19 protein-coding genes are annotated in these 18,633 nt (G+C 70.5%); 10 read left to right on the forward strand and 9 right to left on the reverse strand.

Annotated features, from left to right (window positions below):
* Positions 1–43: 43 nt before the first annotated feature.
* Positions 44–1,495: a peptidoglycan D,D-transpeptidase FtsI family protein gene (locus tag P1P70_RS02780; protein WP_319234239.1), complete on the reverse strand. Its 1,452-nt coding sequence runs from the start codon at positions 1,493–1,495 to the stop codon at positions 44–46.
* 117 nt (positions 1,496–1,612) lie between these two features.
* Positions 1,613–2,386: an IclR family transcriptional regulator gene (locus P1P70_RS02785; protein WP_013004606.1), complete on the reverse strand. Its 774-nt coding sequence runs from the start codon at positions 2,384–2,386 to the stop codon at positions 1,613–1,615.
* 154 nt (positions 2,387–2,540) lie between these two features.
* On the opposite strand from P1P70_RS02785, the gene P1P70_RS02790 reads away from it, so the two are divergent.
* The 6 genes from P1P70_RS02790 to P1P70_RS02815 all read left to right on the forward strand — a co-directional run bounded on the left by P1P70_RS02790 (position 2,541) and on the right by P1P70_RS02815 (position 8,660).
* A complete protein-coding gene (locus tag P1P70_RS02790; protein ID WP_319234240.1) occupies positions 2,541–4,070 on the forward strand; it encodes an aldehyde dehydrogenase (NADP(+)) in 1,530 nt (509 codons plus the stop codon).
* A 125-nt stretch (positions 4,071–4,195) separates the two neighbouring features.
* Complete coding sequence (locus tag P1P70_RS02795) at positions 4,196–4,804, forward strand: DUF1349 domain-containing protein (RefSeq protein ID WP_319234242.1); 609 nt, start codon at positions 4,196–4,198, stop codon at positions 4,802–4,804.
* 90 nt (positions 4,805–4,894) lie between these two features.
* Positions 4,895–5,611 (forward strand): DsbA family oxidoreductase, encoded by a 717-nt coding sequence (locus P1P70_RS02800; protein WP_319234244.1) that lies wholly within the window; start codon positions 4,895–4,897, stop codon positions 5,609–5,611.
* 120 nt (positions 5,612–5,731) lie between these two features.
* On the forward strand, positions 5,732–6,790 hold the full coding sequence (locus P1P70_RS02805; RefSeq protein WP_319234246.1) for an aminotransferase class V-fold PLP-dependent enzyme: 1,059 nt from the start codon (positions 5,732–5,734) through the stop codon (positions 6,788–6,790).
* A gap of 45 nt (positions 6,791–6,835) precedes the next feature.
* Positions 6,836–7,444 (forward strand): RNA polymerase sigma factor, encoded by a 609-nt coding sequence (locus tag P1P70_RS02810; RefSeq protein ID WP_319234248.1) that lies wholly within the window; start codon positions 6,836–6,838, stop codon positions 7,442–7,444.
* Positions 7,445–7,520: 76 nt separating this feature from the next.
* Positions 7,521–8,660 carry a maleylpyruvate isomerase family mycothiol-dependent enzyme gene (locus P1P70_RS02815; protein ID WP_319234250.1) on the forward strand — a complete coding sequence of 380 codons (1,140 nt, stop codon included), beginning with the start codon at positions 7,521–7,523 and terminating at the stop codon, positions 8,658–8,660.
* A 69-nt stretch (positions 8,661–8,729) separates the two neighbouring features.
* Here P1P70_RS02815 and thpD read toward each other — a convergent pair whose 3' ends face one another.
* The 5 genes from thpD to P1P70_RS02840 form a co-directional block, all read right to left on the reverse strand.
* Positions 8,730–9,626 carry an ectoine hydroxylase gene (gene thpD / locus P1P70_RS02820; protein ID WP_319234266.1) on the reverse strand — a complete coding sequence of 299 codons (897 nt, stop codon included), beginning with the start codon at positions 9,624–9,626 and terminating at the stop codon, positions 8,730–8,732.
* 25 nt (positions 9,627–9,651) lie between these two features.
* A complete protein-coding gene (locus P1P70_RS02825; protein WP_184895678.1) occupies positions 9,652–10,056 on the reverse strand; it encodes an ectoine synthase in 405 nt (134 codons plus the stop codon).
* Positions 10,057–10,132: 76 nt separating this feature from the next.
* Positions 10,133–11,404, reverse strand: a complete 1,272-nt coding sequence (gene ectB, locus P1P70_RS02830; RefSeq protein ID WP_319234252.1) for a diaminobutyrate--2-oxoglutarate transaminase — start codon at positions 11,402–11,404, stop codon at positions 10,133–10,135.
* Positions 11,405–11,470: 66 nt separating this feature from the next.
* On the reverse strand, positions 11,471–12,001 hold the full coding sequence (gene ectA / locus P1P70_RS02835; protein WP_319234254.1) for a diaminobutyrate acetyltransferase: 531 nt from the start codon (positions 11,999–12,001) through the stop codon (positions 11,471–11,473).
* Positions 12,002–12,340: 339 nt separating this feature from the next.
* On the reverse strand, positions 12,341–13,441 hold the full coding sequence (locus P1P70_RS02840) for a pyridoxal-phosphate-dependent aminotransferase family protein (protein ID WP_319234255.1): 1,101 nt from the start codon (positions 13,439–13,441) through the stop codon (positions 12,341–12,343).
* Between the two features lie 173 nt (positions 13,442–13,614).
* On the opposite strand from P1P70_RS02840, the gene P1P70_RS02845 reads away from it, so the two are divergent.
* From P1P70_RS02845 to P1P70_RS02860, 4 genes are all read left to right on the forward strand, one after another.
* Positions 13,615–14,475, forward strand: coding sequence for a transporter substrate-binding domain-containing protein (locus P1P70_RS02845; RefSeq protein ID WP_319234256.1), 861 nt, complete (start codon positions 13,615–13,617; stop codon positions 14,473–14,475).
* Positions 14,472–15,311, forward strand: coding sequence for an amino acid ABC transporter permease (locus P1P70_RS02850; RefSeq protein ID WP_319234257.1), 840 nt, complete (start codon positions 14,472–14,474; stop codon positions 15,309–15,311). Before P1P70_RS02845 ends, P1P70_RS02850 begins: the two co-directional genes overlap by 4 nt.
* Positions 15,308–16,087 carry an amino acid ABC transporter ATP-binding protein gene (locus tag P1P70_RS02855; RefSeq protein ID WP_319234259.1) on the forward strand — a complete coding sequence of 260 codons (780 nt, stop codon included), beginning with the start codon at positions 15,308–15,310 and terminating at the stop codon, positions 16,085–16,087. The genes P1P70_RS02850 and P1P70_RS02855 overlap by 4 nt, the downstream gene beginning before the upstream one ends.
* 107 nt (positions 16,088–16,194) lie before the next feature.
* The gene (locus P1P70_RS02860; RefSeq protein ID WP_319234260.1) at positions 16,195–17,286 is read left to right on the forward strand and encodes an amidohydrolase family protein; all 1,092 of its coding nucleotides are present in this window, start codon (positions 16,195–16,197) and stop codon (positions 17,284–17,286) included.
* Here P1P70_RS02860 and P1P70_RS02865 read toward each other — a convergent pair whose 3' ends face one another.
* On the reverse strand, positions 17,287–17,757 hold the full coding sequence (locus P1P70_RS02865) for a hypothetical protein (RefSeq protein WP_319234261.1): 471 nt from the start codon (positions 17,755–17,757) through the stop codon (positions 17,287–17,289).
* On the reverse strand, positions 17,751–18,633 hold an 883-nt coding region (locus tag P1P70_RS02870; RefSeq protein ID WP_319234262.1), incomplete at its 5' end, for a polymorphic toxin-type HINT domain-containing protein. The genes P1P70_RS02865 and P1P70_RS02870, both read right to left, overlap by 7 nt.

Raw genomic sequence — 18,633 nt, forward strand, 5'->3', positions numbered from 1 at the left:
TCTCATTCAGGTGGTCCAGGGATTCTTCAGACCTCTCAGACCTTCAGTCCTTCAGTGCGGCTTCCATGACCGCCTTGGCCACCGGCGCGGCCAGCCCGTTGCCGCTGACCTCCGAGCGCGCCGCGTTCGACTGCTCGACGACGACCGCGACGGCGACCTCCTTGCCGTCGGCCTTCGCGTACGACGTGAACCAGGCGTACGGCGTCTTGCTGTTGTTCTCGCCGTGCTGGGCCGTACCGGTCTTGCCGCCCACCGTCGCCCCGCTGATCCGCGCGTTGGTGCCGGTGCCGTCCTCGACGACCGTCCGCATCGCCGACTGCAACTGCTCGGCGGTGTCGGAGCTCATGATCTCCTTCGAGTCCGTCTCCGAGTCGTAGTCCTCCAGGACGTCGCCACCACCGTTGGTGATCTGCGACACCATGTGCGGCGAGACCAGCTCCCCGCCGTTGGCTATCGCCGCCGACACCATCGCCATCTGGAGCGGCGTCGCGGTGACGTCGAACTGACCGATGCCCGTCAGAGCCGTGGAGGGCCTGTTCATGTCCGACGGATAGACGCTCTCGTACGCCCGCACCGGCACGTCCTGTGCCTTGTCGTTGAAGCCGAACTTCTCGGCCGTCTCCCGCACCTTGTCCTGCCCGAGGTCGACGGCCATCTTCGCGAAGACGTTGTTGCACGAGTACTGCAGCGCCGTACGGATCGTGGCGTTCTCGCAGGGCGCGCTCGGGTTCTCGTTGGACAGCTCCGTCTCGGTGTCCGGCAGCGTGTACGGGTCCGGGCTGACCGTCTTCTCGTCCACCGACGAGTACAGCCCGTCCTCCAGCGCGGCCGCCGCCACGACCAGCTTGAACGTCGACCCCGGCGGCAGCGGCTGGCGCAGCGCCCGGTTGGTCAGCGGCTTGTCCGGGTCCGCGTTGAGCTTCTTCCAGGCCGTACCGGCGGTGCCCGCGCCGGTGAGGGAGGACGGGTCGTACGAGGGTGTGGACACCACCGCGAGGATCTTCCCCGTCGTCGGGTCGATCGCGACGGCCGCGCCCTTCTTGTCGCCGAGCGCGTCGTACGCCGCCTTCTGCACGGCCGGGTCGATCGTGGTGATCACATTGCCCGGCTCGGCCCGCTGCCCGGTGGCCGTGTCCATCACGGTCTTCAGCCGCAGGTCGGTGCCGTCGAGGAGGTCCTGGTAGACGCCCTCCAGCTGCGTGGGCGCGTAGGCCTGCGAGGCGTAGCCGGTGACCGCCGCGTACAGCTCGCCGTCCGTGTACGTGCGCTTGTACGCGAGGTCGCTGTCCTTGGTGCGGGCCGAGCCGGTGATCGCGTCGCCGGCCACGATGATGTTCCCGAGCGGGTCGGCGTACGTTCGGATCGCGTTGCGCCGGTTGTTCTGGTCGTCCGCGAGCGCCGTCCCCTCGTAGAACTGCACCCAAGTCGCCCTGACCAGCAGGGCGAGCACGAGCAGCAGGGAGAAGACGGCGGAGCGCCTGATCGTCTTGTTCATCGCACCCGGAAGGACGAGCGGGATGCGATCAACCGTTCCCTTTGCCCGGCTTTCTCATGAGGTCTTCATGAAACCGGGGTTGCCTTCGGTGCGGACCGGGGGTGCCCCGGCGCCGGCTCAGAGTCTGCGGGTCGCCAGCGTCAGCCGGTCGCGGGCGTCGAAGAGGGCGTCCTTGACCAGCTGCTCGTGGGCCGGGGTCAGCCGGGCCACCGGGACGGAGCAGCTGATCGCGTCGCGGGCCGGGGTGCGGTAGGGGATGGCGACCCCGAAGCAGCGCAGCCCGAGCGTGTTCTCCTCGCGGTCCACCGAGAACCCCTGCTCGCGGATCTGGCGCAGCTCCTCGATGAGCCGCTCCCGGTCGGTGATCGTGTGCTCCGTCAGCGCCGGCAGGGTCTCCGGGAGCATCTTGCGGACCTGCTCGTCGGTGTGGGTGGCCAGCAGCGCCTTGCCGAGCGAGGTGGAGTGGGCGGGCAGCCGGCGGCCGACGCGGGTGAAGGGACGCAGGTAGTGCTGCGACTGGCGGGTGGCCAGGTAGACGACGTTGGTGCCGTCCAGGCGGGCCAGGTGGATCGTCTCGGTGGTGTCGTCCGACAACCGGTCCAGCGTCGGCCGGGCCAGCGCCACCACCTCGTCGCCGTCGATGTAGGACGTGCCCACGAGCAGCGCCCGTACGCCGATGCCGTACCGCGTGCCCGTCGCGTCGGTCTCCACCCAGCCCAGTTCCACGAGGGTGCGCAGCAACATGTAGAGGCTGGACTTGGGATATCCGACGGCTTCCTGGACCGCCGCCAGGGAATGCATACCGGGGCGCCCGGCGAAGTATTCGAGCAGCTCAACGGTCCTTACCGCCGATTTGACCTGTGCCCCGCCGCCCGTCTCCACTGCCGACATCGCCCGTGACCCCTTCGTTCGGCGAGAAGCTGAAGATATAGTCTCCGACAGAATATTCATCATCAGAGACGGCGTTCAGCATATCGAACGACGCTGGTGAATGACCCAGATATACCCCTGGGAATCGATCCAGAAATACGTGGAGGAACCCGCGGTGGCAGCAGCACCAGTCTGGAGTGTCGACCCCCGTACCGGGAAGCAGCGCGAGCAGGTTGCGGTGGAGGCCACAGCCCAGGAGGTCGATGCCGCCGTCCGCGCGGCGCACGCCGCCCGCGCCTCCCTCGCCGACCGCACGGTCCGCGCGGCCTTCCTGCGTACCGCCGCCGACCAGCTCCAGGCGGCCAAGGACCAACTCGTCGAGGTCGCCGACGCCGAGACCGCGCTCGGCCCGGTCCGGCTCACCGGCGAACTCGCCCGCACCTGCTACCAGCTGCGGGCCTTCGCCGACATCGTCGACGAGGGCGCCTTCCTCGACGTGGTGATCAACCACCCCGACGACACCGCCACCCCGCCCATCCCGGACCTGCGCCGCTACAAGGTCCCCCTCGGCGTCGTGGCCGTCTACTCGGCATCCAACTTCCCCTTCGCCTTCTCCGTCCCCGGCGGTGACACGGCGAGCGCGCTGGCCGCCGGCTGCCCGGTCGTCGTCAAGGCCCACCCCGACCACCCGGCCCTGTCCGAGCTGGTCGCGATCGTGCTGCGCCGGGCCGCCGCCGAGCACGACCTCCCCGAGGCCGTCCTCGGCCTCGTGCACGGCTTCGAGGCGGGCGTCGAGCTGGTCAAGCACCCGCTCGTCACCGCCGCCGGCTTCACCGGCTCGGTGCGCGGCGGCCGTGCCCTCTTCGACGCGGCGGCCGCGCGCCCCGTGCCGATCCCGTTCCACGGCGAGCTGGGCTCCCTGAACCCCGTCCTGATCACCGAGGCCGCCGCCGCCGAGCGCGCCGAGGCCATCGGCACGGGCCTCGCCGGGTCGATGACCCTCGGTGTCGGCCAGTTCTGCGTGAAGCCCGGCCTGGTGCTGGCGCCCGCCGGTGACGCCGGTGACCGCCTGCTGAAGTCGCTCACCGAGGCGGTCAGCGACGTCGACTCCGGAGTCCTGCTGGACCACCGGATGCGGGACAACTTCCTCGCCGGTGTCGCCGAGCGCGCCGAGCTGCCGGACGTGGAGTCGCCGGTGACCGCCGGCGCGGGCGGCGAGCACACGGTCAGCCCCGGGTTCCTGACCGTCCCCGCCGGCAAGCTGGCCGCCGAGGGCGAGCACGACCTGCTCCTGGAGGAGTGCTTCGGCCCGCTCACGGTCGTGGCCCGCTACGAGGACGAGGACGAGGCCAAGTCGGTGCTGTCCCGGCTGCCGGGCAACCTCACCGCCACGGTGCACGTGTCCGGCGAGGAGGCCGCCGAGGGCGGGCGCGGACCGGAGCTGCTGGCCGAGCTGACGCCGCTGGCCGGGCGCGTGCTCGTCAACGGCTGGCCGACGGGTGTGGCCGTGGCCGCGGCCCAGCACCACGGTGGGCCGTACCCGGCGACGACGTCGACCTCCACGTCGGTGGGCGGGACGGCGATCGAGCGGTGGCTGCGGCCGGTCGCCTACCAGGGGGCGCCCTCCGCGCTGCTTCCGCCGGAGCTGCGGGACGAGAATCCGCTGGGGCTGCCCCGTCGGTTCAACGGCGTTCTGGAGCGATAGCCCTCCGGGGAGCGCCGTAGGGGTTCGGTGCGGTTTCGGGCTGCGCGTGCGTCGTGGTCGCTCGCGCAGTTCCCCGCGCCCCTCCAGAGGCGCGGGGGTGGGCCCGGAGCTGTCAGAATCCCCCAATGGACGTCGACATTCCCGAACTCCCCTTCCCCCTTCGTACGTACGGCCCCGACGGGCACTGGTCCTACGAGGACGGTGTGCTCACCGGGTGGGCCGGTGCCCGGGAGGACCGGTTCGTGCCGCCCACGGACGAAGGGCTGGACCCGAAGTCGGACGCGCCCCGGCTGCTGGGGTCACCGGAAGGGGACTTCCAGCTGATAGCCCGCGTCACCGTCGGCTTCGCCGCCGGGTTCGACGCGGGCGTGCTGTACGTGCACGTGGGGGAGCGGGCCTGGGCGAAGCTCTGCCTGGAGAACTCACCCGACGTGCCGACCGTGTGCACGGTGGTCACCCGGGGGCATTCGGACGACGCCAACTCCTTCGCCGTCGAGGGCAGTTCGGTCTGGCTGCGGGTCAGCCGCACCGGCCGCGCCTTCGCCTTCCACGCCTCCCGCGACGGCAAGCGGTGGACCTTCGTCCGCCTCTTCACCCTTGCCGGCGAGCGGGAGAGCGGCGCCGCGCTGGTCGGCTTCATGACGCAGTCCCCGATGGGCGAGGGCTGCGTGGTCACCTACGACGAGATCGAGTTCCGCCCGAACTGGCCGAAGGACCTGAGGAACGGCAGCTGACCGGGGAATGAGCCGCGCTGCTTGAACGTTCATCCACCGTAGAGGCGGAGGGCGTCTCCGTACCCGTACGACCTGGAGAGAGCTGACACCATGCGCGTCGAGATCTGGAGCGACATCGCCTGCCCCTGGTGCTACGTGGGCAAGGCCCGCTTCGAGAAGGCGCTCGCGGCCTTCCCGCACCGCGACGGCGTCGAGGTGGTCCACCGCTCCTTCGAGCTCGACCCGGGCCGCGCCAAGGGTGACATCCAGCCCGTGCTCACCATGCTGACCAAGAAGTACGGCATGAGCGAGGCGCAGGCGCAGGCCGGTGAGCACAACCTGCGTGAGCAGGCCGCCGCCGAGGGGCTCGCCTACCGGGCGGAGGGCCGTGATCACGGCAGCACCTTCGACATGCACCGCCTGATCCACTTCGCCAAGGACCAAGGACGGCAGAGCGAACTGCTCCAGGCCTTCTACCGGGCGAACTTCGCCGAGGAGCGGTCCGTGTACGCCGACGCGGACGGCTATCTGATCGAGCTGGCCGTCGAGGCGGGGCTCGACGAGGAGGCCGCGCGCAAGGTGCTGGCCGACCCGGACGCGTACGCGGACGCCGTCCGCGCGGACGAGCGGGATGCCGCTGCGCTCGGCGCGAACGGGGTGCCGTTCTTCGTGCTGGACCGGAAGTACGGGGTGTCCGGGGCGCAGCCCGCGGAGGTGTTCGAGAAGGCGCTCGCGCAGGCCTGGGGGGAGCGGCCGGCGCCGTTGCAGGTCGTGGCGGCGGAGGGGGCGGAGGCTTGTGGGCCGGACGGTTGCGCCGTGCCCCAGTAAGGGGTGCGGTAGCGGTCTGGCGCCGCGGCGCAGGTCAGGCGCCATGCATAAGCGTTGCTTGGAGACAGGGCGCAAAACTTCTCAATGGACGTGGGATGCGCCCGGCCCCACAGTGGTCCCATGGAAACCTTCGAGAGCCTCGTTCGTGCCGAGTTCGTCCCGAAGAACACCTATCTGAACACCGCCAGCACCGGCCTGCTGCCCGCCCGAGCGGTCGACGCGATGAAGGCCGCCGTGGAATCCGTGGCGGCCGGGCGGCCCCAGGACATGTTCGCCGACGTGGAGGCCGCGCGCGCCGCGTTCGGCCGGATCACCGGTGTGCCCGACCGCCGCGTGGCGGCCGGCGCATCCGTCGCCGTCTACAGCGGACTGATCGCCACCGCGCTCCCGGCGGGAGCCGAGGTGCTGACCGCCGAGGGTGAGTTCGCCTCGCTCGTGAACCCCTTCCATGTGCGCGGCGACCTCAAGGTGCGCCAGGTGCCACTGGAGCGCCTCGCCGAGTCGGTGCGCCCCGGCACCGCACTCGTCGCGGTGAGCGCCGCGCAGTCCGCCGACGGCCGGGTCGCCGACCTGGACGCGATCCGTGAGGCGGCCCGGGAGCGGGGAGCGCGTACGTTCGTCGACGCGTCGCAGTCCGCCGGCTGGCTGCCGATCGAGGCGGACGCGTACGACTACGTCGTCGCCGTCGCCTTCAAATGGCTGCTGTGCCCGCGCGGAGTCACCTTCCTCGTCGTCCCCGAGGACCTCGGCGGGCTCACACCCCTCTTCGCCGGCTGGGTCGCGGGGGAGGAGCCGTGGGACAGCTGCTACGGCCCGGTCGAGGAACTCGCCCGCTCCGCACGCCGGTTCGACGAGAGCCCCAGCCTGTTCTCCTACGCGGGCGCCCGCCGCTCCCTCGCGCTGATCGAGGAACTGGGCGTGGCGCGGGTACGGGACCACGACCTCGCCCTGGCCGACCGGTTCCGCGCGGGTCTCGCCGCGCTCGGCCACGAGCCGGTGCCGGCGCCCGGGTCGGCGATCGTGTCGGTGCCCGGACTCGGGCGGCGGCAGGCGGAATTGAGCCGCGCGGGAGTCGAGGTCTCCGATCGCGCGGGCCATCTGCGGGCCGCCTTCCACCTGTACAACACACCGGCGGACGTCGACCGGCTTCTGGACGTCCTGTCCGGCCGACTTCTCTGACCCACTGGCGCGGACCGCGCCAGAACGCTAGGAAGGCATCACGAGGTGGTGGTGCCGGTGGAGCCGACGCTCGAACAGCCGTCCATCGATGTGGAGTTGCATCGGCGGCTGGTGTACGGGGACGAGTCCGCGCTGCGTGAGGCGTACGCGGCGTACGGGGGACTCGTCCGGCGGGTGGCCGTCCGGGTCACCCGCAGCCCGGCGGCCGCCGAGGACGTGGCGCAGGAGGTCTTCGCCCAGCTGTGGAGCAGGCCGTACGGCTTCGACGCGCGCCGGGGCTCGCTGCGCACCTGGCTGTCCATGGTGGCCCACCGGCGGGCCGTGGACTGGGTGCGCGGCGAGGCCCGGCACCGCAAGGACGTCCGCGCGGACGACTCGGCGCTGCACGCCATCCCCGACGCGGGCCCCGACCCGGCCGAGGCGGTCGTCGAGCGCGAGCGCTCCCTGAAGCTGCACACCGCCCTCGCCGAACTCCCGCGCCCCCAGCGGGAGGTGGTCCACCTCGCCTACTTCGCGGGCCGCACCTACCGCCAGGCCGCCGTCGAGCTGGGCATACCCGAGGGCACAGCGAAGACCCGTCTCCGCTCGGCGCTGCGCAAGCTGGCGGAGACGCTCGCGGACCCACCGGACCCGGCAGCGGCAAGGGGCGCGTGATGGGGGCGCACGGGACCGTCCGGAGTGCGCGGCACCTGCGTATCGTGGACGGGGCAGGGCGAAAGGGCGGCGCGCGATGACCAACGACCACGACGGCGTACGGGAGCTGCTGGCCGCCTGGGCCGTCGACGCGCTCCAGCCCGGCGACCTGCGAAGAGTCACCCCGCACCTGGCCGCCTGTCCGTCGTGCGCGGCGGAGGCGGACCACCTGCGCGACACGGTGCGACTGCTGGACGGATCGGCGGACGGGCACCCGGGCGGTGTGCTGGACGGGCGCCTGGGCGATGCGCTGGACGGGCGTCCGGGCGGTGCCGTGGACGGGCACCCGGGCGGTGCCGTGGACGGGCACCCGGGCGGTGCCGTGGACGGGCACCCGGGCGGTGCCGTGGACGGGGGTGCCGACGGCGTCCTCTCGCTCGCCCTCCGGTCCCGCCGCCCCCGTGCCGCCGAGATCGCCCATCACGCGGCGCCCTACGCCGCGGCCGTGGCCGGACTGCAGGCTCTGGTACCGGAGGTGGAGGGCCGCTGGGGCACCCCGGTCGTGCACGACTGGGACGCGCACGCCACCGTCGCCCACCTCGTCGCCGCCGACGAACACCTCGCCGTACGCCTGGGCATCGACACACCGCTGCCCGTCTCGCACCTCCCGGAGGGGATCCCCGCCGGTGACGCCTGGGCCCGGCGCACCGCCGACGTCATCGCCCACGAGCACCAGCGCACGCCCGCGCAGACGGTCGCCACGTGGGCCGCGCAGGCCGCCGCGCTGCTCGCCACCCCCGAGGCCGCCGACCCCGAACTCGCCGCCCGCCCCGTCACGGTGATGGGCCTCAGGCTGCCGGTCGCCGACCACTTCGTGATCCGCGCCTTCGAGGCCTGGATCCACACGGACGACATCGGCCGGGCGCTCGGCCTGCCCGTGCCGCCGCCCCCCGACGAGCACCTGTGGTCGCTGGTCCGGCTGGCCGTCCGCATCCTCGGCCTGGCTCTCCACGACGCGCCCCCCGTCCTCTTCGAGGTCACCGGGCCCACCGACACCAGCTGGATCCTCGGCGACGACAGCGACCCCGTGCACGCCGAACTCAGCCTGGATCCCGTCGACTTCTGCCTCCTGGTCGGCGGCCGTTACGCCCCGGAGGAGGTCCCGAGGGGCGTCACGGGCGACGAGGACGCGGCACGGAACGTACTGGAGAGGGCAGCCTCGCTGGCCTGGCTGTAGGCGCGTGAAAGGGGCCGGGCGGTCGCTCAGGGGTGGCGATCGCCCGGCCCCGTCAGGGGGACGGTGGGGTCACCGCACCGGGGTGAAGTCCCGTGCGCCGATGAACTCCGGCCGCCGTACGGGCGCGGCGAACGGCTCCACGGCCGCGTTCTCCACGCTGTTGAAGACGATGAAGACGTTGCTGCGCGGGAACGGCGTGATGTTGTCGCCGGACCCGTGCATGCAGTTGCAGTCGAACCAGGTGGCCGAACCGGCCTTGCCCGTGAACAGCTTGATGCCGTACTCCGACGCCATGGCCGTCAGCGCCTCGTCGGACGGGGTGCCGGCGTCCTGCATCTGCAGCGACTTCTTGTAGTTGTCCTTCGGGGTGGCGCCCGCACAGCCGAGGAACGTCCGGTGCGACCCCGGCATGATCATCAGGCCGCCGTTGGTGTCGTAGTTCTCGGTCAGGGCGATCGAGACGGACACCGTCCGCATGTTCGGCAGCCCGTCCTCGGCGTGCCAGGTCTCGAAGTCGGAGTGCCAGTAGAACCCGGACGCGCCGAAGCCCGGCTTCACGTTGATCCGCGACTGGTGGACGTAGACGTCCGAGCCGAGGATCTGCCGGGCCCGCCCGACGACCCGCTCGTCCCGCACCAGCCGCGCGAACAGCTCGCTGATCCGGTGCACCTCGAAGACCGACCGGATCTCCTGCGACTTCGGCTCGACGATCGAGCGCGCGTCGGCACGGATCGCCGGATCGGCGACGAGCCGCTCCAGCTCCTGCCGGTACACGGCGACCTCGTCGGGCGCGATCAGCTGCTCGACGGGGAGGAAGCCGTCGCGCTCGTACGCCTGGAGTTCGGCGAGCGAGACGGGACCGGGCGTGCCGGGGGAGCCCCAGACGACCGGGTCCTGACGCGGGACCGACACCTCGGTGGCCCCACGGCTGGGGTAGAGGTCGGGGACGGTGGTGGCAGTGTTCATCGTGGTGGTCGTGGTCATGGTGATGTCACACCTCCTCGGGCTCGGTGAGCAGCGGGTAGACCCCGTTCTCGTCGTGGTCCTCCCGTCCGGTCACGGGCGGGTTGAACACACAGATGCAGCGGAAGTCCTCCTTGATCCGCATCGTGTGCCGCTCGTGCCCGTCGAGGAGGTACATGGTCCCGGGCGTGATCGTGTACGTGCGCCCGGTCTCGTTGTCGGTCAGCTCGGCCTCGCCCTCGACGCACACCACGGCCTCGATGTGGTTCGCGTACCACATCGACGTCTCCGTGCCCGCGTAGAGGACCGTCTCGTGCAGGGAGAAACCGACCCTCTCCTTGGCGAGGACGATGCGTTTGCTCTCCCACGTGCCGGACGCCGCTTTGACGTGCCGGTCGGTGCCTTCCAGATCCTTGAAAGAACGGACGATCACGGTGGTTCCAGGCCTCCTTCTCAGCCTTCTCTGACGGTTTCTCGGCGGTTTCTCGGGCGGTTGCTCGGGCGGTCGCTCAGACGGTTTCCCGGACGGCCCGGGCGAGGACGCGCAGGCCCTCGTCCAGCTCGTCGGGGGTGATGGTGAGGGCCGGCAGCAGTTTGACGACCTCGCTCTCCGGGCCGGACGTCTCGATCAGCAGCCCGAGTTCGAACGCCCGCTTGGCGACCCGGCCCGCGCGCTCCTTCTCGTGGAACTCCATGCCCCACACCAGGCCGCGGCCCCTGTACTCCTTCACGTCGGCGAGGTTCTCCTCCGTGATGGAGATGAGCGCCTGCTCGACCTGCTCACCGCGCTTGCGGGTCTGCTTCTCCATGACGGAGCCGTCGGCCCAGTACGCCTCCAGGGCGGCCGTCGCCGTCACGAACGCGGGGTTGTTGCCGCGGAAGGTGCCGTTGTGCTCGCCCGGCTCCCAGATGTCCAGCTCCGGCTTGAACAGGCAGAGCGACATCGGCAGCCCGTAGCCGCTGATGGACTTGGAGACGGTCACGATGTCGGGCGTGATGCCGGCCTCCTCGAACGAGAAGAAGGCGCCCGTACGACCGCAGCCCATCTGGATGTCGTCGACGATGAGCAGCATGTCCTGCCGCTCGCACAGCTCGGCGAGCGCGCGCAGCCACTCGGGGCGGGCGACGTTGATGCCGCCCTCGCCCTGCACGGTCTCCACGATCACCGCGGCGGGCTTGTTGAGCCCGGAGCCCTGGTCCTCCAGGAGCCGCTCGAACCACAGGAAGTCCTCGACCGTGCCGTCGAAGTAGTTGTCGAACGGCATCGGGGTGCCGTGCACCAGCGGGATCCCCGCCCCGGCCCGCTTGAAGGCGTTGCCGGTGACGGCGAGAGAACCGAGCGACATGCCGTGGAAGGCGTTGGTGAAGGAGACGACCGACTCGCGGCCCTTCACCTTTCGCGCCAGCTTCAGCGCCGACTCCACCGCGTTGGTGCCGGTCGGCCCCGGGAACATGACCTTGTACGGCAGATCGCGCGGCCGCAGCACCAGGTTCTGGAAGGACTCCAGGAACGCCCGCTTGGCCGTCGTCGACATGTCGAGCCCGTGGGTGACGCCGTCCCGTTCCAGATAGTCGATCAGGGCGCGTTTGAGTACGGGGTTGTTGTGGCCGTAGTTGAGTGACCCGGCGCCGGCGAAGAAGTCCAGGTACGTGTGGCCGTCCTCGTCGAACATCCGGCTGCCCTGCGCGCGGTCGAAGACGGTGGGCCAGCCGCGGCAGTAGCTGCGCACCTCGGACTCCAGGGTCTCGAAGACGCTCAGGTCGGGCTGGGTGATGGTCACGTCGAATCGCTCCTCGGTGCGTGGGGGGTGAGGGAAGGGAGGGGGAGTGCGGGGGTGACGGCGCGCTCAGGGGGACAGCGGGCCGATGCGGTGGAGCACCTCGGGCTGGTGCGGGCCGTCGGGGAAGTCCCCGGCCTCGAACAGGACCGTGCGCTCGACGTCCGCGCCGTGCCGTTCGGCGAACGCGGCGAACAGGCGCTCGGACGCCGTGTTGCCCGGTGTGATGGTGGTCTCGACGGTGGTCAGCGGGTGCCGGCGCGCGACCCGGGCGGTGAGCCCGTCCAGCAGCGCGCCCGCGAGCCCCAGGCCCCGGTGCGCCTCGTCGACGGCCACCTGCCACACCAGCAGGGTGTCCGGCCGCTCCGGCCGCACGTACCCGGTCACGAACCCGACCGGCTCCCCGGACCCGTCCCGCGCCACCGCCGAGGTGTCCGCGAAGTCCCGGCACCACAGCAGATAGCTGTATGAGGAGTTCAGGTCCAGCGCTTTGGAGTCACCGGCGATGCGCCACAGCGACGCGCCGTCCGACACGTCCGGGCGGTCGATCCGAATCCCTTCCGCGATTTCCGTCAGTGGTTCTGCTTGTGCGGCAGTCATGGGGCTTGAATTTACCCATGGGAATTTCGAATTGCATCGCCACGTGGGGTTACGCATGGGCCGTCCACGTGTTATCACGCGGGCGTGAGGAGCCCCGGCTCACCGGGTCGATACGGTGGGTTTCGCCCGTAAATTACCGCACAAAACGGGCGCGTTGTGGAGTCGGTCACATGTGCGCAACCCTCACGACTTCTGCTCGAATCGGCCCCGCCGGTGTTCGCGAAACCTTTGCGTTTAGACGGGGGAAGAGCGGGCAGAAGAATACGGGATCCTGTTCTGTGAATTCCACTGTATTCCTGTCGTCAAATCCGACGCAATTCCCCCGGCGAAAACGCTTCTCTATGCCCAGGCCTCCGCCGCCGCCCGCCGGGCCCCCTTCAGGTCCACGGTCGCGCCGAACTCCGCCAGGGCCGCGCCCAGCCCCGCGAGGGCGCCGTGCACCACGCCCGGGGTGGCGTCGGCGCCGTAGTGGTTCACGCGGATCATCTCCGCGGCGAGGACCCCGCCTCCGGCGGCCAGCGGAAGCGCCGGATTCGTGGCGAGCGCCTTGGCGACCAGCTCCGAGGCGTCGACCCCGGCGGGCGCCCGCAGGGTGGTGGCGACCGGCGCGGCGTCGGCCGCCTCGCGCACGTACGGCTCCAGGCCCCCGCCCAGCGCGAGCGCCCCCGCCCGGGTCGCCGCGGCCGCGGACGCGTGCCGGGACATCACGGTGTCGAGCCCCTCCGCCTCGATGCGCTCCAGACAGGCCTCCAGGGCGAGCATCTCCAACTGGGCGGGCGCGTGCAGGAGTGCCCGGCGGCCGCCGTCGATCCAGCGCTCCTTCCAGTCCAGGAGGGAGAGGTACGAGCGGCGTGGCGCCCGAGGGTTGGCCGCCATCCGCGCCCACGCCCGCTCGCTCACGGAGATCGCCGACACCCCGGCCGGCCCGCCCATCGCCTTCTGCGCCCCGATGACGCACAGGTCGACACCCCACGCGTCCGGCAGCACCGGCTCGGCGCCGACGGAGGCCACCGCGTCCAGGTAGAACAGGGCGCCGTGCTCGCGGACCACCTCGCCGATCTCCGCCACGGGGTTGGTGTTGCCGGTCGCCGCCTCCGCGTGGACCAGCGACACGAAGTCGATCGCCGGGTGCTCGGCGAAGGCGTCCCGGATCTGCCCGGCCGTCACCGCCGTGTGGAAGGGCACCGCCAGGTCGACGACCGTCGCCCCGCAGTCCCGCAGCCAGTTCCCGAAGGTCTGCCCGTACGGACCGGTGATCACGTTCAGCGCGGTCGTGCCGGGTCCCGCGGCCCCGCGGATCGCGCCCTCCAGCGGCAGCAGCGCCTCGCCCTGGGTGATCACGACGTCCTGCCCGGTGGAGAGCAGCCGGGCCACCCGGTCCTCGATCGAGGCGAAGTGCGAGGCGCTCAGCGGGGGCAGATCCAGAAACGGGTGTGTCACGGGGTGCTCTCTTCACGGACGGGGTAGATGGTGTCGAGGGTACCGACGGCACCCGTGCGCCCCTCACCGACGACATCAGAGGTCAGGCGGCCCGGTAGCCATCGGAATAGTTTGAGCAGACCAAACATTTCCTTATCATCGGTTGTCTCAGTTCCCCTACAGGAGGTCTCCCCGTGAACTCGGTCCCCGGACGCCGGACCCGCATCCTGGCCGCCACCACCGCCGCGGCCGGACTGCTGCTCGTGGCCGGCTGTTCCTCGGACGACGGCGGCAGCGGCGGCACCAAGACCGCGGCCGGCGGGGTCGAGTTGGTGAAGTCCGGTCAGCTCACGACCTGCACCCACCTCCCGTACCCGCCGTTCCAGTCGGAGATCGACGGCAAGGTCCAGGGCTTCGACGTGTCCCTGATCGACCTCGTCGCGGAGGACCTGGGGGTGAAGCAGGACATCCTCGACACCCCCTTCGAGAACTTCAAGACGGGCGCCTTCCTGAACTCCGGCGAGTGCGACCTCGCCGCGGCCGGCATGACGATCACCGACGAGCGCAAGAAGAACGTCGACTTCTCCGACCCGTACTTCGAGGCCACCCAGGCCGTCCTCGCCGCCAAGAAGGCCGACATCCGCTCGTTCGCGGACCTCAAGGGCGACGGGGACTACAAGGTGGGCACCCAGGCGCAGACCACCGGCGAGGACCACGCCAAGAGCCAGGGCCTCGACCCGGTCTCCTTCGAGTCCTCCGACGCCGTCCTCAACGGCCTGCGCACCGGCCAGGTCGACGCCGTCGTCATCGACTACCCGGTGGTCCAGGGCTGGCTCAAGGACGAGGCCCTCGCGGACGCCTACACGGTCGCCGAGCAGGTCAACACCGGTGAGGAGTACGGCTTCACGGTCAGGAAGGGCAACACCAAGCTCCTCGCGGCCATCAACAAGGCGCTGGCCGAGGCCAAGTCCGACGGCACGTACAAGGAGCTGTACGAGCAGTGGATCGGCCCGTACGACGAGAGCGCCGCCTCGGCCTCCCCGTCGGCCTCATGAGCGGGACCGACACGGACACAGCGCTCCAGCCGAAGAGGAAGGGCCTGAGCCGGAGCCAGAAGCGCACCCTGTCCCGGGGCGCGCAGTACGCGCTGTTCGTCGCCGCCGTCGTCGCCTTCGCGGTGTCGGCGGACTGGGCGCGGCTGAAGAACCAGTTCGCCCAGTGGGACATCGCCGAGCAGATGTTCCCCGACGTCATCACCCTGGCGTTGAAGAACACCGTCCTCTACACGCTGTCCGGCTTCGTCTTCGGACTCGTCCTCGGCATGGTCATCGCCCTGATGCGGCTGTCGTCGGTGGGCCCGTACCGCTGGTTCGCCGGCGTGTACATCGAGATCTTCCGGGGCCTGCCCGCCCTGCTGATCTTCATCTTCATCGGCGTCGCCGTGCCGCTGGCCTTCCCGGGCACGGAGATCCCCGGCGGCACGTACGGCAAGGTCGCGCTCGCGCTCGGTCTGGTGGCCGCCGCGTACATGGCGGAGACGATCCGCGCGGGCATCCAGGCGGTCCCCAAGGGCCAGCTGGAAGCAGCCCGTTCGCTGGGCTTCTCGCCCGCCCGCGCGATGGTCTCGATCATCATCCCGCAGGCGTTCCGGATCATCCTCCCGCCGCTCACCAACGAACTGGTCCTGCTCTTCAAGGACTCCTCGCTGGTCCTCTTCCTCGGCGTCACGCTGGAGGAGCGCGAACTGTCCAAGTACGGCCGTGACCTGGCCAGCACCACCGCCAACTCCACGCCGATCCTGGTCGCCGGTCTGTGCTACCTGCTGGTGACCGTCCCGCTCGGCCTCGTCGTACGCCGTATGGAGGCGAAGGCCCAGGAGGCCGTGAAATGAACCGGCCCGAGATCCAAGTACGTGGTCTGCACAAGTCGTTCGGTGACAACGAGGTCCTCAAGGGCATCGACCTGGAGATCGCCCGGGGCGAGGTCGTCTGTGTGATCGGCCCGTCGGGTTCGGGCAAGTCGACCCTGCTCAGGTGCGTGAACCTCCTGGAGGAGCCGACGAAGGGCCAGGTCTTCGTCGGCGGCACGGAGCTGACGGACCCCGACGTCGACATCGACGCCGTACGCCGCCGTATCGGCATGGTCTTCCAGCAGTTCAACCTCTTCCCGCACCTCACGGTGACCGAGAACCTCACGCTGCCGCAGCGCCGGGTCCTGAAGCGGGACAAGGCGACGGCGGCGAAGGTGGCGGCGGAGAACCTGTCCCGGGTGGGCCTGTCGGAGAAGGCGGACGCCTACCCCGCCTCCCTCTCCGGCGGCCAGCAGCAGCGCGTGGCGATCGCCCGCGCGCTGTCGATGGGCCCCGAGGTGATGCTCTTCGACGAGCCGACCTCGGCGCTCGACCCGGAGCTGGTGGGCGACGTCCTGGCGGTCATGCGCATGCTCGCCCAGGACGGCATGACCATGATGGTGGTGACCCACGAGATGACCTTCGCGAAGGAGGTCGCCGACCGCGTGGTCTTCATGGACGACGGCGTCGTCGTCGAGGACGGCGCCCCGGCCCAGGTCATCGGCAACCCGAGCCACGAGCGGACGCGGCACTTCCTGTCGCGTCTGCTGGACCCGGCGATGGCAGAGGTCGAGGACGAGGCCGAGCGCGCCCCATAGGGGCGCGGGGCGGCGACATGTGCGGCTCCGCCGCGTGGGCGCGACAAGCCCCCACCGGGCCGCAGCCGAAGAACAACCCGTTCAGCGAAGCGCATATCGTGCGGTACATGAGCGACGACGCGGTGCTGCACGTAAAGGGACGGATCCTCATCGGCCCGGAGGACGTTCGCGACGAACTCTGGATCGTGGACGGCCGTATCACCTACGACCGTCCACTCGGAGCCCAGGACATCCGTGGCGTGGAGGGCTGGGTCCTCCCCGGCCTGGTCGACGCACACTGCCACGTCGGCCTCGGCCCCGAGGGCCCGGTCCCGGAGGACGTCGCGGAGAAGCAGGCGCTGACCGACCGCGACGCGGGCACCCTCCTGATCCGCGACGCGGGTTCCCCCTCCGACACCCGCTGGATCGACGACCGCGACGACCTGCCGAACATCATCCGGGCCGGCCGCCACATCGCCCGCACCCGCCGCTACATCCGCAACTTCGCCCATGAGATCGAGCCGGACGAACTCGTCGCGTACGTCGCCCAGGAGGCCCGGCGCGGCGACGGCTGGGTGAAGCTGGTGGGGGACTGGATCGACCGGGGGCTGGGCGACCTGGCGCCGTGCTGGCCGCGTGAGGCGGTCGAGGCGGCGATCACGGAGGCGCACCTCCTGGGCGCCCGCGTGACGGCCCACTGCTTCGCCGAGTCGTCCCTCCGTGACCTCGTCGAGGCGGGCATCGACTGCGTCGAACACGCGACGGGCCTGACGGACGACCTGATCCCCCTCTTCGCCTCCCGTGGCGTCGCGATCGTCCCGACCCTGGTCAACATCGCCACCTTCCCGGCCATGGCGGCCGGCGGCGAGACCAAGTTCCCGAACTGGTCCGCCCACATGCGCCGCCTCCACGAACGCCGCTACGACACCGTCCGCAACGCCTACGACGCGGGCATCCCGGTCTACGTCGGCACGGACGCGGGCGGCTCCCTGGCCCACGGCCTGGTCGCCGCCGAGGTCGCCGAACTGGTCACCGCCGGCATCCCGCCGGTCGAGGCCCTCGCGGCGACCACCTGGCACGCCCGCGAGTGGCTCGGCCGTCCCGGCCTGACCGAGGGCGCCCCGGCGGACCTGGTGGTGTACGAACGGGACCCCCGCACGGACGTACGCGTGCTGGGGGCCCCGCTGCGGGTGGTGCTGAACGGTCGGGTCGTGGGCTGATCAGAGAGGTGTCAGCTCGTCAAAAGCCGGGACCCATGGACCATGCCCGTGAAATCCACGGAGGGCCGATTCGACCACGGCGGGGGAGAACGACTTCTGGTGCCTCATGCCGTTCGCCCGCTCTGGAGGAATCCTGTCTCCCACGTTTCCACGGACATCCTGCGTCCGGTACTCGCCGGGTGGCTCGACCCAGACCTTGTAGGTGGGAATCGAGACGTCCTTCGAGATTTCCTGATTCCCGGCGATCTGCCAGGTTCTGTCCTTGATCCGCTGGTCCATGGTCTCCACGAGGAAGACCGGCTCACCGAGTTCGAGAGAAGCCACGTCACGCGGGCCGTCGGCATCCAGAAGCTCGGAGAACACGGCCAGCAGGACGTTCCCACGCAACGTCTCGACGACCTGGGCCAAGGCGATCCTTCCTTCGACCACCGGGATGGAGAGAACGTCACCCTTCTTGTATCGCGTCAGCACACGGTCCCTCCGGCTGCCTTGTAGCGGGCGTCGTTCATCTGCACTCGAGTGTTCTCGAGGACGCTCCCCGGCACCGACTTCTTTCCGCCGCCGGCCCGCATCCAGCTTTCTTCGAGGACGTCGAGGTCCTGCCCCGGGTTCGCCCTGCCGAGCACCTCGAAGACGAACGACTTGCCAGGGTAGTCCTTCGCATGCTCGCCCTGACGCTTCAAGTAACGACTCCAACTCTTCGCCTGGCCGACGTACTCCTCACCGCTGAGCAGATCGGTCCGCAGGTATACGACCCCCGCAGGGGTGGGCGGAGTGGGCGATGTGTTGTGAACGAGGATCGGCTTGCTGTCGGCCAGGACGTAGTAGGTGTGCAGGCCCTCGACGGAGAGGTTGTGCACCGTTGCCTCGGCCGTCCGGGCCTTGACCGCGGTGATCTGGACCCAACTGCCGCTGCCCGTGCTCAGCCACTGCCCGCGCTCCAGGTCACCGGCCTCCACCCAACGGCCCATGTCCGGTAGCCAGAACGGGTGGCCGTCGGTGGCCGTGATGGTGGAGGTCTTGTCGCCCGTCCGGCCGTCCGTGTCCACGGTGAGCGTGACCAGGCGCTTGCTGCCTTCGCGCTTGATGGTGAGGGTGACCGCGCGGGACTGCGTGTCGTCCGTCTCCACGTCCGACGCCTTGACCTTGTCACCGATCTCGATGTCCTCGATCGGCTTCGTGGTGCCGTCGGCCATCAGAACCTTGGTTCCGGGGACGAAGCTGTTGCCGATCTTGCAGCTCGCGCCGCTGGCCGGCGGCGTGTCCGGGACCTTCGGCGGGGCCGGTGCCGGCGCGGGCGCCGGGTTGGCCGGTGCCGGGGCGGGGTCGGCCGCGGCCGGGTCCTTC

Source organism: Streptomyces sp. MB09-02B, from assembly GCF_033794485.1.
Lineage (GTDB): Bacteria > Actinomycetota > Actinomycetes > Streptomycetales > Streptomycetaceae > Streptomyces.

What these genes read in the sequence shown, in the direction of transcription:
- P1P70_RS02780 (WP_319234239.1), bottom strand. Translation starts at nt 1,495, where the DNA reads ATGAACAAGACGATCAGGCGCTCCGCCGTCTTCTCCCTGCTGCTCGTG.
- P1P70_RS02785 (WP_013004606.1), bottom strand. Translation starts at nt 2,386, where the DNA reads ATGTCGGCAGTGGAGACGGGCGGCGGGGCACAGGTCAAATCGGCGGTA.
- P1P70_RS02795 (WP_319234242.1), top strand. Translation starts at nt 4,196, where the DNA reads ATGGACGTCGACATTCCCGAACTCCCCTTCCCCCTTCGTACGTACGGC.
- P1P70_RS02800 (WP_319234244.1), top strand. Translation starts at nt 4,895, where the DNA reads ATGCGCGTCGAGATCTGGAGCGACATCGCCTGCCCCTGGTGCTACGTG.
- P1P70_RS02805 (WP_319234246.1), top strand. Translation starts at nt 5,732, where the DNA reads ATGGAAACCTTCGAGAGCCTCGTTCGTGCCGAGTTCGTCCCGAAGAAC.
- P1P70_RS02815 (WP_319234250.1), top strand. Translation starts at nt 7,521, where the DNA reads ATGACCAACGACCACGACGGCGTACGGGAGCTGCTGGCCGCCTGGGCC.
- thpD (WP_319234266.1), bottom strand. Translation starts at nt 9,626, where the DNA reads ATGAACACTGCCACCACCGTCCCCGACCTCTACCCCAGCCGTGGGGCC.
- ectA (WP_319234254.1), bottom strand. Translation starts at nt 12,001, where the DNA reads ATGACTGCCGCACAAGCAGAACCACTGACGGAAATCGCGGAAGGGATT.
- P1P70_RS02850 (WP_319234257.1), top strand. Translation starts at nt 14,472, where the DNA reads ATGAGCGGGACCGACACGGACACAGCGCTCCAGCCGAAGAGGAAGGGC.
- P1P70_RS02855 (WP_319234259.1), top strand. Translation starts at nt 15,308, where the DNA reads ATGAACCGGCCCGAGATCCAAGTACGTGGTCTGCACAAGTCGTTCGGT.
- P1P70_RS02860 (WP_319234260.1), top strand. Translation starts at nt 16,195, where the DNA reads ATGAGCGACGACGCGGTGCTGCACGTAAAGGGACGGATCCTCATCGGC.